Origin of the sequence: Catenovulum agarivorans YM01 (genome assembly GCF_000281085.1) — a bacterium.
Classification (GTDB): Bacteria; Pseudomonadota; Gammaproteobacteria; order Enterobacterales; family Alteromonadaceae; genus Catenovulum; species Catenovulum agarivorans.
On sequence record NZ_JH767534.1, the window covers coordinates 59054 to 74881 of the forward strand.

Consider the following 15828-nt stretch of genomic DNA (forward strand, 5'->3'; position numbering starts at 1 on the left):
CCCTTAATGTTAACTGGAAACTTTCCATTGAACCGCAAACGCCGCATGCGAGCCGACGATTTTAGTCGACGCTTAATGGCTGAAAACCAGCTAACGGTTAATGATCTCATTTATCCGGTATTTGTTGTTGAAGGCAAAGACAGAACCGAAGCTGTGCCTTCCATGCCTGGGGTGGAACGTAAATCAATAGACCTACTTTTGAAAGAATTGGCGCCTTTGGTAACGTTCGGTTTGCCTGCGGTCGCTTTATTCCCGGTCACTCCGGTTGAAAAAAAGTCGTTAATGGCTGAAGAAGCTTATGCAGAGGATGGTTTGGCGCAAAAAACTGTCCGAGCGATCAAAAGTGAATTTCCTGAATTAGGAGTGATCACGGATGTTGCGCTTGACCCATTTACCATTCACGGCCAAGACGGCATTATTGACGATTCTGGTTACGTATTAAATGACATCACTACGGATATCTTGGTTAAACAAGCTTTATCGCACGCAGAAGCAGGGGCTGATGTCGTCGCCCCGTCTGATATGATGGATGGGCGCATTTTAGCGATCCGACAAGCATTAGAAAGCCAAGGGTATGCCAATACGCGTATTATGTCGTACGCTGCAAAATATGCATCAGCCTATTATGGACCGTTTAGAGATGCCGTGGGCTCGGCGGGTAATTTAAAAGGTGCGGATAAAAAGAATTATCAAATGGATCCGGCAAACAGTGATGAAGCTTTACACGAAGTTGCGCTAGATCTACAGGAAGGTGCAGACATGGTGATGGTCAAACCTGGTATGCCATATTTAGATATAGTGCGCCGAGTTAAAGATGAATTTAAAGTACCGACATTTGCCTATCAAGTCTCTGGCGAATACGCTATGCATAAAGCTGCTTTTGCACAAGCTTGGTTAGATGAAAAAAAATGTGTTTTAGAATCGTTACTTGCATTTAAACGTGCAGGTGCTGATGGCATACTGACTTACTTTGCAAAAGATGTGGTTACTTGGTTAAACGAGTGAACTAATTAAACACCATTGAGTCTCATACCGAAACAAACAACACAGCAAATGCTCAATAATTAACGCCTGAACTTAGAATGTTATTTAAAGTTGCGTTGAATCCGTCTATCATAGCGGGCTAATTGCAACGGCCTGTTGTATTTGTTGTGCGTTAGTTTGATTTTTCAGACAGGATTTAAAAGAATTTATAAGAGTGACTAAAGGGGTGCTCATGAATATTAAAAACGTTGGATGGTCTGCGCTATTGGGTAGCGCTGTGTTGCTAGCAGGATGTGGTAGCAGTGATTCAAATAACTCCAACACAACTAGTTACCTAACTTACTACAACTTATCAGCCAATACTGCTGTTACTAAGTTATATCATGACGAGAGCCTTCAAGCCTCAGTTGCATATCAAGGGAAATCATCAAGACTTTCGGTTGAGTCAGGTACAAATACAATTGAACTTAAAGTAGACGAGTCTGACGATGTAACTACAACCTTGTACTCAGCAGATTTAAACCTAGCTAAAGATAAACGCAACTACCTAGTTTCTGTTGGCACTTTAGATGGTGATAATGGTGATACGCCGTTGTTGTTTACTTACAATATTATTAACTCCAACGACTTAGATGATGAGAAGTTTGAGTTCAATTTAATGCATTTAGCACAAAAGTTCTCGCAAACTTTGACTGTAGATGTGATAGATAAAGACAATGGTGATATAGCTAAAACCTTGACGCTTGAGTTTGGTAATAGTGTCACCGAAATGCTAGACACAGATAACTACTATTTTACTGTAGAAGATAGCGCTGAAAACCTTTTATATACTTCTGCTGGTGTTACATTCGGTAGTTCGCAGTTTTATTTTGCGCTAGTGGATACTCAGTTAAATAATCAAGACAACTTGACCTTGGTCTATTTACCAGATTCATCTAATGCGGTAACAGAATATAAAAATCCGGATCTAAAATCTTATTTTAGAGTGTATAACAGTGCTGAAACCTTTGACGGTAACACGCTAACTTTAGAAGGCGGGGCATTAGACGGTCAAAAAATTGAGTACACTAATGTTGCTGCTGACGCATTGGCCGCGACATCGAATGAAATTGAACCTGGCTCTTATAGTGTTAGTTTAGAAGGTTCAAACATCATTAAAGCCTTGTATTCTTTTGCGAGCGGCGTTGACAGAACAGTTGTTTTTTATCGTGATGAAGATGGCGTGTTAGACGATGTTGCGTTCACCAATACCAGTCGCCCTGACACAACTAACCATCAAATTACTTTTGTTAATTTGTTAAACAACCAAGGTGATGACGAAGTAGACTTATATTTTGTTTCACCAAATGCAAATTTCGAAACAACAGCCTATCGTTTAACACAGCGTGAACTTGGTGATGTTGCGCGCATGGCAATACCGTCAAACACTTACGATATTTATGTTGCGATTGATGATGGTAAAGGTGCCCCAAAAGTTGTGTCACAGCAATTAGGTGTTAAATTTGGTACAGATGGTAACACAGGCGATTGGGTGTTAATTGCTGAACCAACGCAAGACACTGACACGCCAGTACAGGGTAGCCCAAGTACTATTCGTTTGTTGGCAATGTAACAAGTAAAAATAACGAGTGTTGTGCTAAATCAAAGGCAACACTCGTTGATAGACAATTCTCGCTTCAACAAACGTAATTATCCGTTATAATCGTAAAAAAATTTTTAGTAGTTAATTACAGTTAAACTCATTTGACTTGAGGGAAACGTGTAATTAGCGGAGACAATTTAGTGGGTTCAACTATGAAATTTAATTTACGCAGTTTGGCACTTTTAGGTGCCATGATGGCCGTGCCAAATGTATTTGCTGCGGATATGCGCGACGCTGCAATCAAAGAGCGCATCAAACCAATAGGCTCGGTTCATATTGCTGGTGCTGCAGCACAATCAGCAGGTGCTGGTGGGGCTCGTTCTGGAGCTGATGTGTATAATGCAAGCTGTACAGCTTGTCACAGTGCTGGTGTGTTAGGTGCGCCAAAACCAAATAATGCAGGTGACTGGGAAGCACGTATTGCACAAGGTATGGATACATTAGTATCTCATGCAATTAACGGCTTTAACTCAATGCCACCTAAAGGTACTTGTATGGATTGTAGCGACGACGAAATCAAAGCCGCAATCGAGCATATGATAAAAGATCTGTAAAAACGTTTTAAGCTTAAAAAGGTGGGGCGCCTGTCCCACCTTTATGACCTCTTCTCAATTTTTCGCCCGCGCTTACTAACCTGTATTAATTTTGAACTAGTTTATTCGCCTGGAGTTCAGGTTTATTATGGAAATAGTTTTCATTCCTGCTAAAATTCCTTTTTTGATTGATTTTTGAACTAATAGACACACAAACAACATAAATCAGTCAACTATTTATTGCAGCTAGCGAAACGCTAGTCATTACTTAAAAAAATAACAAACAATCAACTAGCCTGGTTAAGTATTTTCAGAAGCCTCTGCTATATTTAATTTGGAGTCTGCCTATGAGTGGTGGTGGCTAGTAAGCAATAATTTGGATGTGAGCGTGACTGATAACCCCAAACGTACAAATGAGTCCTACAAAGCAAGGCAACTGAAAAAGCTACTTGGATTAAAAAAGCAAGCCCAAAAAGTCCAGTCTGCTTTGCTCGAAATATCAGAACTAGCGAGTCATTGTTTTGACAAAGAGCATTATTACTTACAGTTGCATGAAGTGATAGCTTCAGTGGTCAAAGCGCCTAATCTATTTATTCTGTTCAAAAGTTCTATTACTAAAAACTATGATATTCATTATTATGCGACTCAAGAAGGCACGTGTGATAAACCCGATTTACCAGACAATGTGATTGATGTTGGTTTAACGGGTTATATGCTACGTAGCCGTCAATCTTTATTATGTAATAGTGCCGACTATACAAAGTTGATTGACGATGGCGAAATTATTGAGTTGGGTGAGCCTGCCGTTAGTTGGTTAGGTGTCCCTTTAAGCTTAACAAACGGCGATATTGGTGCTTTAGTTGTTGTCAGTTACCAACAAAGTTTAACTTTTACTCAGGAAGACAAAGCGGTTCTCGAATTATTGGCAGAGCATATTAGCCATTCTATTGAACATATGCAGCGCCAAGCTCTAATGGAACGTGAAATTAACAGTAGAACGCGTGCTTTGCATCAAGTTAACCAAAAATTAAAACTTGAAATTGCTCAACAACAAAGATTTCAAACTGCGCAGAAAAACTTGTTGGAGTTGTCCGAAGAATTTAATTTTTCCAATGAAAAAAGTTCTTTGTTTCAAAGCTTTAGTTTAATTGCAAATCAAGTTTTCGAACTGCCCAATTATATTGCTGAATATGATTCACACACAAAAAAATGGAGTTATTTGGGGGTCTCAGCAATTGAAGATATCTCCGAACTACAAACCTACCAATGTCTAAATGAATATATAGCGCTAGATGCACAGCCGATGGTGTTAACACACAAGGAGATCAAACACTTAGTTGCGTTTGGTGCCATAGTTGCTGATGAACAGCAAAAATTGTCGCTAAACAGCAATATTTGGTTGGTTACTCCATTACAAGCAGAAACGGACAAGTGTTTACTGCTGGTGATATTTAAATCCGAGCATGAACAAGAATTTAGTGAAAAAGATACAGATCTTGCCAACTTTTTAGCTATGCACTTTAACTTGATTGCACACAGGTGGCAGTCGCAACAATCTATGTTGCAAGCGCAAGATCAATTAGAGGATACGGTTAATCAGCGCACTCAAGCGTTAAATGAAGCTAATCATGACCTCCAACAACAAATTGAAGAACGAATCAAAGTTCAAGAAAAACTCTATTATGACGCGAATCATGACCTGCTAACAGGTTTGCCAAACCGTCAATTGTTTAATCGTAAACTGATGCACGCGGTTGCTTGTGCAACTATGGACAAAAGTCATGAATACAAAGTGTTATTTATTGATTTAGATAGATTTAAACTGATTAACGATACTTTTGGTCATTTGACTGGTGATCGCTTTTTGGTTGAAGTGAGTGACAGAATATCAGCTTGTTTAACCGACGGAGAAGTGCTTGCACGTTTAGGTGGCGACGAATTTGTTATATTAATGCTGCAGGACGCTTCACTTAAACGTGCACAGCATCTAGCCAATAATATTATTAGCAGCTTAAATAATAGTTTCGATATAGATGGAAACGAAATCTACGCTGGCTGCAGTATTGGTATTACCGGTAGCGAACAAAACTATAATAAGCCTGCCGATGTGCTCAGAGATGCAGATACAGCTATGTATCAGGCTAAACATAAAGGCAGAGGCCGATATGTGTTGTTTGATCAAAGTTTACATACAAAACTTATCAACCAATTAAACCAAGAAAGCGAATTACGCAGAGCGTTAAAAGAAGGTGCACTTGAGTTTGTTTTCCAACCTGTGGTTAATTTAAGTACCAATGAAGTGGCAGCGGTCGAAGCTTTAGTTCGTTGGCAACACCCTACTCAAGGCATGCTGAAACCGGCAGATTTTCTAGGAATGGCCTACGACACTGGACTCATTTTACAAATAGACCAACAAGCCGTGGCTCATGCATGTGAGTACTTGACCCACAGAAATATTAGTAAAGATAAAGCGTTAATTTCGGTTAATGTTAGTAGTCGAAGTTTGTGTGATGAAAGTGCTTTCAGTCAATTGCTAGAGACGCTTTCGGGGATAGGTGATGCCGTACAAGGGTTAATACTCGAATTTACCGAACGAGGTATAAACGACATTGAGCAGTGTGTCGATTGTTTTGAAACCTTGCGCAATTTAGGTGTTCGTATTGCACTTGATGACTTTGGGGCTGGTGTTGCGAGTTTAGCTCTACTCTATAGTGGGGAACTCGATTTTGTAAAAGTGGATGCCAAGCTCATTCATTTAGCCGAAGATGATTTAGCACAAAGGCGCTTTGCCGCTTCTATTGTGGCAATAGGTCATGAGCAAGGGTTTATCGTAATAGCCGAAGGTATTGAAACAGATTTAATGAAAGAAACTGCCGAGAATATGGGCTGCTTATTTGCACAAGGTCGATTATTAGCGGAGGCGGTTAGCTCAGATGAGTTTTACCGCCATTTATTAACTGATATGGCCGCCGAGCAAGTTACTTTAACAAATCGCGCAAGTTAGCAATGTGTGCTTGTGCCTTTTGTTGGCGCTCTTCTTGGCTTGCTTTGGGTTTTTGATACTCCCAAACCAAATCATCTTGCGGCATTTCATATAAAAACCTGCTTGGTTCTGTTTTTATAACTTCACCAAACTGGCGGCGCTCTTTCGCTATGGTAAATATCAGCTCTTTTTGCGCGCGAGTTACACCAACGTAGGCTAAACGTCGTTCTTCTTCAATATTGTCTTCATCAATACTCGACTGATGCGGTAACAAACCTTCTTCGGCTCCAACTAGAAATACATACGGAAATTCCAAACCTTTAGATGCATGTAAAGTCATTAATTGAACTTGATCTGCTTCTTCTTCTTCAGAGCCGCGTTCCATCATGTCACGTAGGGTTAACTTATTCACCGCTTCTTTCAAGGTTAATGGTTCTTCATCTTCGTTCCCTTCGAGCATGTCGCTAATCCAACTAAACAGTTGGCTAACGTTTTTCATGCGCATTTCAGCGGCTTTACCACTTGGGGACGTTTCGTACAAAAACTCTTCGTAGCGTATGCCTTTTATCAGGTCGCGTACCGCAGATAAAGTATCACCGCGCTGTGCTCTGTCATCTAATTCGACCATCCAGCGGCAAAATTGCTGCAAGTTATCTAAACGTTTGCCGGAAAGCACTTGCTCTAACTGACCTTCAAAAGAGGCAGCAAATAAACTAATGTGCAATTGATTGGCTAATTGACCGACTTTTTCTAATGTTGCTGGACCAATTTCACGCTTAGGCACATTGATAATACGCAAAAACGCATTGTCATCGTCAGGGTTAACCAACAAACGTAAATAGGCCATAATATCTTTAATTTCGCTGCGTGCGAAAAACGATGTACCACCACTAATTTTGTAGGGAATACGGTTGGTCATTAATGCTTTTTCAAATACGCGTGACTGAAAATTACCGCGATACAAAATTGAATAGTCTTTATATTTACTTTTGCGCATGTACCTATGAGCAATAAGCTCAGCAACTACACGTTCAGCTTCGTTTTCTTCATCTTTGGCAAACAGCACGCGAATTGGCTCACCATAGGCCATTTCACTGAATAATGATTTATCGTAAACATGTGGATTGTTGGCAATCAAAATATTGGCAGCATTCAAGATGCGTTGCACCGAACGATAATTTTGTTCTAGTTTAATTAAACGCAATTTGGGAAAATCTGTGCCTAACAATACTAGGTTTTGTGGTTTAGCACCACGCCAGCTATAAATTGACTGATCGTCATCACCAACCACTGTAAATAAACCGCGTGAGCCAACAATTTGTTTAACCAGTTCATATTGGCTGGTATTGGTATCTTGATATTCATCTACTAACAAATAGCGGATTTTTCGCTGCCAACGATTACGCGCTTCTTCATTTTGTTTAAGCAAGAGTGTTGGCACTAAAATTAAATCATCAAAATCAAACGCATTATAGGCGGTCATTTGCGTTTGGTAGTTTTGATAACAGCGAGCGTGATACTGAGCTTTTTCGTCTTTGGCCAATTGCAAAGCTCGCTGTGGCAAAATTAAGTCATTTTTCCAATTCGAAATGGCCGATTGAATTGCGCGTAACTCGTCTTTATCACCATCTAATTCTTTTTCTGTCAGAGCTTTGAGTAAGGCGATTGTGTCTTGATCATCAAACAAGCTAAAACCGGGTTTAATCCCTAAGGTTTTGTATTCTTTTTTTATTATGGTTAAACCTAGCGTGTGAAAGGTTGACACCATTAACCCTTTACCCGCGCCTTTGGGCAGAGTAGCTGCAACCCTTTCTTTCATTTCTTTAGCTGCTTTATTGGTGAAGGTAACGGCAGCAATTTGATTCGCTTTGTAACCACAATTTGTCACCATATGCGCAATTTTATTGGTAATTACACGTGTTTTACCACTGCCTGCGCCAGCAAGCACAAGGCAAGGTCCAGTTACATAACTTACGGCTTCAGCCTGAGCGGGGTTTAACTTCATAATTGCAGCAGGTAAAAAATATTGGGCGAGCATTGTATGCTTTTCCACTGCATTGGGCAAAACAAACAACAAAATTAGCGGTATACCCAAGCTACTTGAAGATGCATCTTCAAGTAGCTTGGGTATATAGCAACAATAGGTTACAATTGTTTTACGAGAAAGCACTTCATATTCATAAGGTTGCAAGGAATGAAATTAAGGCGGCATGTCTACAATGCGCTGTCATTGATTAGCCTAATATTCATTTGTTGTAGTAGTACATATGCCGCGCCAGTGGCTGTATTGTTTCCTGATGTACGTGAACCTTACCTGTCTATTTTTGAACAAATAAGAGCTGGTGTAAAAGAACAAACCAATGCGGAGATTCAAGGTTATGCTATTGGTGAAGATCTTAGTATCGACAATATCGACAAACAGCTAAGTGAAGATGCAATCACCCAATTGGTTTTGTTAGGCTCACGCGGTTACAAATTGGCGGATAAATTGGATGCCAAATATTCAATAGTAATTGGTGCTTATCCTACGATGCCTGGTGTTCATTCCGGTGTAAGCATGATGACAGACCCTACAACAGTTGTTGCTAAGCTAAAATTGGTTGCCCCCTCAGTGCAAAAGTTGCACCTAATCGTTAGTGAGCAAAACGCTTGGATTGCCAAACTGACCGAACAGGCATTAAAACAAGCGGGTATAGCTGCAAATGTACAAGTTGTTGATACGTTAAAACAAGCCGTACAAACCTACGCCAAGTTGGTAGACGAAAAACTTAATCAGCGTGATGCTATTTGGTTGCCGATAGATACGGTTGCTATGCATGAAAAAGTGGTACTGCCTTTGGTGTTGAAAGCGAGTTGGGATAAGCGATTTATCGTTTTATCAAGCGTACCAACACACGCGAAACGAGGTGCGTTATTTTCTTTTTACCCAGATCATTTTCAACTAGGTAAACAGCTAGCTGAAATGTTGCAAACGCCAACGGTGAATCCGCAAGTGTTGCCGATGAAGCATATACTGTTGGCGGTTAACCTAAGGACGGCCAAACACCTTGGTATTAGTTATACGAGCCAGGAAAAAGAGCAGTTTAATATAGTGTTGCCAGAGCGATGATAAAACAATTATTTAATCGATATATTTCACCCGATCTAAGTTTTCGTCGCCAATTAATGAGCTACGTTGTGGGCGGCATTGTGATATTAAGTTTAGCGGGGAGTGCTTTAACTGCTTGGGTTAGCAGTATTAAAATTAAAGAGTTGATTGTCGACGATGCTATGCAAGCTACCAGCGGCCTTGCGGAACAAGGCATGTTGGCATTATTAACGGGCAGCAATGATAATGCCGAAGATGCCATTAAACAGGTTCTAGGGGTTAAATCAGTAGTGGGCGCCGCGGTTATAGATGCGGATAGAAAAATAATTGCTAATCAAAACATTGATATCGACAAACTGATTATTCCACAAAGTGTTGGCAAAGATATGGGATTTGAAGAAAACGAAAACTTCTTCTGGTTTTGGAAAATTGTTCATATTAATCAGGGTGATATCGGACTAGGTGAGTTTGATCAGCATAAACAAAGTGTCTTGGGTGTTGTATATGTCAAATTGAGCAAAATAACCTTAACCAATACCTCTCGAGACATTTTTATTGCTACTTTTTTAATCAGCACCATTGTTGCAGTGATGTTGGTGATGGTGGTGGATATTACGGTTAATCGGCTAACTCGGCCGATTAATGAACTTGCAGATATTATGGAAGAAGCTGAACGCACAGGACAGCATTTGCAGTCAGATATTGAAGGGGCAAAAGAAATCAGCCAAATGTCCCATGCTTTTAACACTTTAATGAAAACCTTAGATGATCAGGACGAGCAGCTCAGAAACCATAGAGATCAGCTTGAGCAAGAAGTTAAAGTAAGAACGGCAGAGTTGGTACAGGCGAGAGACTCTGCGTTAACCGCTTCTAGACATAAATCGGTATTTTTGGCAAACGTAACCCATGAGCTAAGAACGCCTATACAAGCGATTATTGGCTATATCGACTTAGTTAAAGAAGAGCTCGAAATGGACGGCATGGAAGATTACACAAATGATCTGGCCAAAGTTCAGCGCAATGCTGAGCGGTTACTTGTACTAATTAATAGTATTTTGGATTTGTCTAAAGTAGAAGCGGGCAGAATGGAAATTAAAAAAGAAACCATTCTGCTCAAGCCCTCGCTTGAAGTGGCTGTTGATGCCATCTCTCCTTTGCTGGATAAACACCAAAACTTATTTGTTGGCCCACAAAACCCAACTGAGCTAATGGTTGAAACCGACAAAGAGAAATTAGAACAAATAGTTATCAATTTATTGAGCAATGCGTGTAAATTTACCAAGCAGGGTACTATAAGTTTAGATTTTGAGTGTGGAGAAGAAACTTTTGCGATAAAAGTCTCAGACACAGGTAAAGGCATACCTAAAGCAAAATTAGCTGAGATATTTGATGAATTTAGGCAAGTAGGCCAAGGTAGTCGACCTGACCGCGGTTCAAGCTCTCGCGAGTTTGAGGGTACTGGGTTAGGCTTGGCTATCAGCCAAAAATTTGCGCGTTTATTAGGCGGTGAAATAACAGTTGAGAGTATAGTGGGTGAAGGTACTTGTTTTACTGTAACTTTGCCTTTGTAATTAAATTTTTTAGTTATTTTTATCCAAATAGTTGATTAATTTAAGCAAATGAAACTACACTGAATCGGCAATAGCATTGAAGAAATAATAAATAATAATGGTTAGCGGAAGAAGTTAAAATGACCCAAGCATTAGATGTTAAACTTACGCCGATTCATGACTATGCCGATTTAATTCTAGAATATTTGCGTCAGCTAAAAGTGGAATACGTTTTTGGTGTACCGGGTGGTGCAATTGAACCTTTGTTTAACGCACTTGCCCGCTCTGAGCGACGCGGCGGACCAAAGGTCATTATTGCTCGACACGAGTGTGCTGCTGCATTTATGGCGGATGGCTATTCTAGGGAAACGGGCAGGCTAGGAGTTGTCTGTTCAACTACAGGACCCGGTGCAACTAATCTTATTACAGGTGTGGCATCCGCTTCGGTTGATAAAACCCCTATGCTGGTTATTACAGCACAAACAGCCCTGCCCAAATTCGGCAAACGCGCCTTACAAGACTCAAGTGAAACAGCCATAGATACTGTCGGCATATTCAGAAACTGTACTAAATACAATACTTTGGTCTCACATGAATTACAGCTAGAGAGCAAATTGATTTCAGCTTTAATGAATGCGCTTCAGTCGCCTAAAGGCCCAGTCCATATTAGTATTCCTTCAGATATTTTAAGAGCATCTTATGGCAATGAACTGCCTAATGTGCACATTAATTATTTAATGAATCAAGCCTCCAATGAAGATACCTATGCGGTTGAGCAATTAATCGAAGCTGTGCTCACCTCTGACAATATTGTATTGTTTGTCGGGCACGGCTGTGGCCGAGCCTATAACCAAATTGAAAGCCTTGCCGAAGCACTGAATGCGCCGTTTGTATCTGGGCCAATGGGTAAACGTTGGGTCAATGAAAAGCACCCACTTTACCGTGGCGTATACGGTTATGCAGGACATAAATCTGCCAAAGAGCTGTTTAAAAATCCAGATATAGAACTTATTTTAGCCTTTGGTACCTCCATTACCGAAACCGGTATTGGTGGATTATCAAAAGATATCTTGAATAACAAACTGATTCATATTGACTCATCAGTCGAAAGTTTTAGCCGCTCACCCATGGCAAGGTTGCATGTTTGTGGCCATTTAAATGGGATTGCCAATAGGTTACTCAACAAAATTTCTCAACAAAGTTGGCGTCGCACTTGGCAAGGTTTAGAAGTTGAAATAAACAAAAATGCATTGGGTGGTTTTAGTGAAATAACCGAAGAAGATGTTTGTTTATCGAATGCCACCCCAATTAAGCCACAAAGGTTAATGGCATATTTATCCACCAAAATGCCAAAAAGTGCACGTTATTGCATTGATGCAGGTAACGCATGGGCATGGGCAACGCATTATTTAACAACATGCAGTAACTCTGGTACCTACAGAATCGCTATGGGATTTGGCAGCATGGCATGGTCAGTTGGTGCGATTATTGGGTCGGCAATAGCCCGCCCTGAAGAGCCTCATGTATGTGTAATTGGTGATGGGGCTATGCAAATGAGCTCGCACGAAATAGGTGTTGCCGTTCAATACAAATTACCCATTTTATTTATTATTTTAAACGACTCAGCTTATGGCATGGTTAAATTTGGTCAGCGTATGAGCCAAGCCGAATCAATAGGCTGGGAGTTAAATATGGTTAATTTCGCCGTGTTAGCAAGGGCGCAAGGTGCAAAAGGTTTAGTGATTGAAACGCCAGAGCAATTAGAGAAACTGGATTTATATTCGATTTTTTCGGGTAATAAACCCATGGTTTTAGATGTTCGAATTGATCCAGAAGAAGTACCACCTATGATGGACAGAGTTAAAAGTTTAAATGCAGGGGTGGAGACAGTATTTTTAACCGCAGCGCCAGATCAAAAATAAAGCGAGTGACTGTTGGTAGTAGTATGATTAGAAAGTTTGCTCTAAGGCGAATAAGTCTATGAGTTGGTGTGGTGGTGAGTTAATTTGATGCCAAATTACGTCCCAAATTAATAACAAAATCGTGTTGATAGTCGGTAGTGTTTTGTGAATATGAGCAGATACAGCGGTTAAACTAACAGTATTGAGGAAACTATGAAACTAAAATTATTATCTGTAGCAACTATGCTTGCATGGTTACCTACGGCTCAAGCCGAGTTAGTTGAAGAAGTGATTGTAGCTGAGGATTTTCTCGGCGACTTTTATGGCGGCGAAGAAATGATCGAAATTGCTACGGGAATAAAAACACAAATACATAAAGCCCCAGCTGTAGCCAGTGTATTCAACGCAGACCAAATCAGACAGATGGGAGCAACTGACATTGATGATGTGTTAGAGACAATTCCTGGCCTACATGTTTCGCGCGACAGCAATGGTTATTTACCTGTTTATTCATTTAGGGGGATTCGAAGCCGGTATAATTCACAAGTACTCATGTTAATTAATGGTGTTCCAATAACAAACAATTTCTCCGGCAATAGAAATCAAATTTGGGGCGGCATGCCGGTCGAAGCTATTTCTCGTATTGAGGTGATGCGTGGCCCTGGCTCCGCAATTTATGGTGCTGATGCTTTTGCCGGTGTTATCAATATTATTACTAAAAATGCCGATGATATTCTAAATAATGAAGTAGGTTTCAGAGCGGGTAGTTACAATACCAAAGATGCATGGCTCTCACTAGCAGGTAGCGCAGGCGAGCTAAAATACTCCGCAGTATTAGAACACCATAAAACCGATGGTTTAGAGCGTGATGAAAAGTACCCAACTCAACCATTTAGTTTGATGACAACAAACACAGACTTTAGAGGTGAAGTTAGTTATACAGATTGGATATTCAGGCTTGGCTATCAACTTAGAGATGATAACGGTAATGGTGCTGGAATTGTCGAAGTGCCTGATTTAGAAAGTAGACAAAAAAGCCAGCGGGTAAATTTTGATTTAAATTATACAAAAAACGTTACCGACAACTTAGAGTTAAATGCTCAGCTAGCCTATTTTCAAACGTCGCAAACGGTAAAAAATCAATATATTCTATATCCAGCTGGTATAACTTTACCCAACAATTTAGTCACGGGCGATATGAGTGGTGGCGGTGTACATTTCCCCAACGGCTTTATTGGCAACCCTGAGGTTTGGGAAAAGCATAAACGCTTTAATTTAGCTGCAACCTATACAGGGTTTAGTTCGCACACTGTGCGTGTCGGTGTGGGTTATCACAATGGCGACTTATATCGTGTTAGAGAAACAAAGAACTTTGAAATTCAACAAGATGGCACCTTGCTCGCTTATCCTGAAGTGGTCGATGTAAGTGACACTGAACTTGTTTTTCTCAAAGAAACTGACAGAGACAACCACTATATTTATCTGCAAGATGTTTGGAGTTTTGCAAACGACTGGGAGTTAACCGCAGGTATACGACATGATGACTACTCAGATTTTGGTTCCACGACCAACCCTAGGCTAGCGTTGGTTTGGGCAACAAGTTTAAACTTAACTACTAAGTTATTGTATGGAAAAGCATTTCGTGCACCTTCGTTTGTAGATAGAGGCAATATCAACAATCCGTCGACTATTGGTAATCCAAATATTCAACCGGAAACAATCGAAACTAGTGAGTTGGTGTTTGATTATCATTCGCTTAATGGTTTTGGTATGGTGACTAACTTTTATCATTACAGCTGGCAAGATATTATTCAATTTGCTCCTACTGCAGGGGTAACAGGTTTAGTTGCACAAAATTTAGGTAAACAATCGGCATATGGTGCTGAGTTTGAGTTTAATTGGGCGCCTAGTCACAATGTAAAATTGTCGGTTAATTATGCTTGGTCAAAGGCTGAGAATAAAACCAACAACACTGATGTTGCTTTAGTGCCTCAACAACAATGGTTTGCGCAAGTCGATTGGCAGATGTTTGATGCGTTAAAGGTGAACTTTAAAAATCATTTAGTACAAGAACGCTTAAGAGAAAGTGGTGACAGCCGTGATCAAATTGATGATTATTGGTTAAGCGATTTAACACTTAGATGGATGCCCAAGAGCAGCAACTTCGAAGCTAGGCTAATAGTGAAAAACCTGTTTGATGAAGATGTTCGAGAGCCATCGTTTATTAATGGTGCAAGCGTTAGTTTAATTAATGATCTCCCACAATTAGGGCGCTCATTTTTAGGTGAAGTTAGATATCAGTTTTAATGAACAATAAATCAAATGATAAGCGGGATTTTCTTTACGCTGGTAAAACGCAAACTAATATTTTGTTGGAGATACCTGCAAAAACAAATCCCTACATTAGCCAGAAAAACTATATTCATGGTTACGATTTAGCTGAATTAGTTAGCCAAAAATCTTTTGTTGATACCCTTCTTTTATTGTTTACTGGCGAGTTGCCTAGCCTCGCTGATAAAAAATTATTCGAAAGGTTAATGGTGGCTTTAATTAACCTTGGGCCCCGTCATCCTGCAGTTAAAGCCAGTATGGTTGCTGGCGTAAGCAAAACCAATACAGAACACTTATTACCAATTGGATTAAATGTATTAGGTGGAGAACAAAATGGTGCATTAGAAGTTGCTAATGCAGTCAGTTTTATTCAGCAACATTTGCCACAAAACCCACAACAGTTGACTAATAACTTAGTGGCTAATTACCAAGCCGAGGCAGTGCAAGGTGAAGTCCACCTAGTTGCAGGTTTTGGCAATCAATATGGCAGCATTGATGAACTGTGCCAGAGTTTAGCCAACCGAGTGTTTCAACCTTATATTGAAAACAATACTAAACAGGCGGCAGTTTTAACTTGGGTTTTAGAGTTCTGCCAGTGTTTAAACCAACACAATTTAGGCCTATTAAAAACAGGTTTAGCGGCAGCTGTTTTTTGTCAGTTGGGCATTCCAGCAAGAGAATCCATCGGCCTATTTCAAATAATCTGCGCCCCCGGTATTTTTGCTCATGGTGTGGAGCAAACACATAAACCTATTACAGCAATGCCTATGCTGGCAGACGAGCAGCATATTTACTCAGGTAATCAGCGAGCCTAAT

10 protein-coding genes are annotated in these 15828 nt (G+C 40.2%); 9 read left to right on the plus strand and 1 reads right to left on the minus strand.

Features of this window, described 5'->3' with window-relative positions; all coding sequences use genetic code 11:
* Positions 1–6: 6 nt before the first annotated feature.
* The 4 genes from hemB to WSC_RS0116640 all read left to right on the plus strand — a co-directional run bounded on the left by hemB (position 7) and on the right by WSC_RS0116640 (position 6163).
* Positions 7–1005 carry a porphobilinogen synthase gene (gene hemB, locus WSC_RS0116625; protein ID WP_016957080.1) on the plus strand — a complete coding sequence of 333 codons (999 nt, stop codon included), beginning with the start codon at positions 7–9 and terminating at the stop codon, positions 1003–1005.
* A 211-nt stretch (positions 1006–1216) separates the two neighbouring features.
* A complete protein-coding gene (locus WSC_RS0116630; RefSeq protein WP_016957081.1) occupies positions 1217–2596 on the plus strand; it encodes a hypothetical protein in 1380 nt (459 codons plus the stop codon).
* Between the two features lie 182 nt (positions 2597–2778).
* Positions 2779–3180, plus strand: coding sequence for a c-type cytochrome (locus WSC_RS0116635; protein WP_016957082.1), 402 nt, complete (start codon positions 2779–2781; stop codon positions 3178–3180).
* Between the two features lie 367 nt (positions 3181–3547).
* Positions 3548–6163, plus strand: coding sequence for a sensor domain-containing phosphodiesterase (locus WSC_RS0116640; protein WP_016957083.1), 2616 nt, complete (start codon positions 3548–3550; stop codon positions 6161–6163).
* Here the strand turns inward: WSC_RS0116640 and rep are convergent.
* Positions 6138–8147, minus strand: a complete 2010-nt coding sequence (rep, locus tag WSC_RS0116645) for a DNA helicase Rep (RefSeq protein WP_026016908.1) — start codon at positions 8145–8147, stop codon at positions 6138–6140. The two genes, WSC_RS0116640 and rep, sit on opposite strands and share 26 nt — an antisense overlap.
* Positions 8148–8336: 189 nt before the next feature.
* Between rep and WSC_RS0116655 the strand changes: the two genes are divergently transcribed.
* From WSC_RS0116655 to WSC_RS0116675, 5 genes are all read left to right on the plus strand, one after another.
* Entirely contained in the window at positions 8337–9251 is a 915-nt protein-coding gene (locus tag WSC_RS0116655) for an ABC transporter substrate binding protein (RefSeq protein ID WP_157447326.1), read from the plus strand.
* A gap of 56 nt (positions 9252–9307) precedes the next feature.
* Positions 9308–10801, plus strand: a complete 1494-nt coding sequence (locus tag WSC_RS0116660) for a sensor histidine kinase (RefSeq protein ID WP_169315485.1) — start codon at positions 9308–9310, stop codon at positions 10799–10801.
* Positions 10802–10920: 119 nt separating this feature from the next.
* Complete coding sequence (locus WSC_RS23175) at positions 10921–12702, plus strand: thiamine pyrophosphate-binding protein (protein WP_016957088.1); 1782 nt, start codon at positions 10921–10923, stop codon at positions 12700–12702.
* Positions 12703–12894: 192 nt separating this feature from the next.
* Entirely contained in the window at positions 12895–14988 is a 2094-nt protein-coding gene (locus WSC_RS23180; protein WP_016957089.1) for a TonB-dependent receptor plug domain-containing protein, read from the plus strand.
* Complete coding sequence (locus WSC_RS0116675; protein ID WP_016957090.1) at positions 14988–15827, plus strand: citrate synthase family protein; 840 nt, start codon at positions 14988–14990, stop codon at positions 15825–15827. Before WSC_RS23180 ends, WSC_RS0116675 begins: the two co-directional genes overlap by 1 nt.
* Position 15828: the final 1 nt, after the last annotated feature.

Coding starts and splice junctions, on each gene's coding strand:
- hemB (WP_016957080.1), top strand. CDS start 7: ATGTTAACTGGAAACTTTCCATTGAACCGCAAACGCCGCATGCGAGCC.
- WSC_RS0116630 (WP_016957081.1), top strand. CDS start 1,217: ATGAATATTAAAAACGTTGGATGGTCTGCGCTATTGGGTAGCGCTGTG.
- WSC_RS0116635 (WP_016957082.1), top strand. CDS start 2,779: ATGAAATTTAATTTACGCAGTTTGGCACTTTTAGGTGCCATGATGGCC.
- rep (WP_026016908.1), bottom strand. CDS start 8,147: ATGAAGTTAAACCCCGCTCAGGCTGAAGCCGTAAGTTATGTAACTGGA.
- WSC_RS0116655 (WP_157447326.1), top strand. CDS start 8,337: ATGAAATTAAGGCGGCATGTCTACAATGCGCTGTCATTGATTAGCCTA.
- WSC_RS0116660 (WP_169315485.1), top strand. CDS start 9,308: ATGAGCTACGTTGTGGGCGGCATTGTGATATTAAGTTTAGCGGGGAGT.
- WSC_RS23175 (WP_016957088.1), top strand. CDS start 10,921: ATGACCCAAGCATTAGATGTTAAACTTACGCCGATTCATGACTATGCC.
- WSC_RS23180 (WP_016957089.1), top strand. CDS start 12,895: ATGAAACTAAAATTATTATCTGTAGCAACTATGCTTGCATGGTTACCT.
- WSC_RS0116675 (WP_016957090.1), top strand. CDS start 14,988: ATGAACAATAAATCAAATGATAAGCGGGATTTTCTTTACGCTGGTAAA.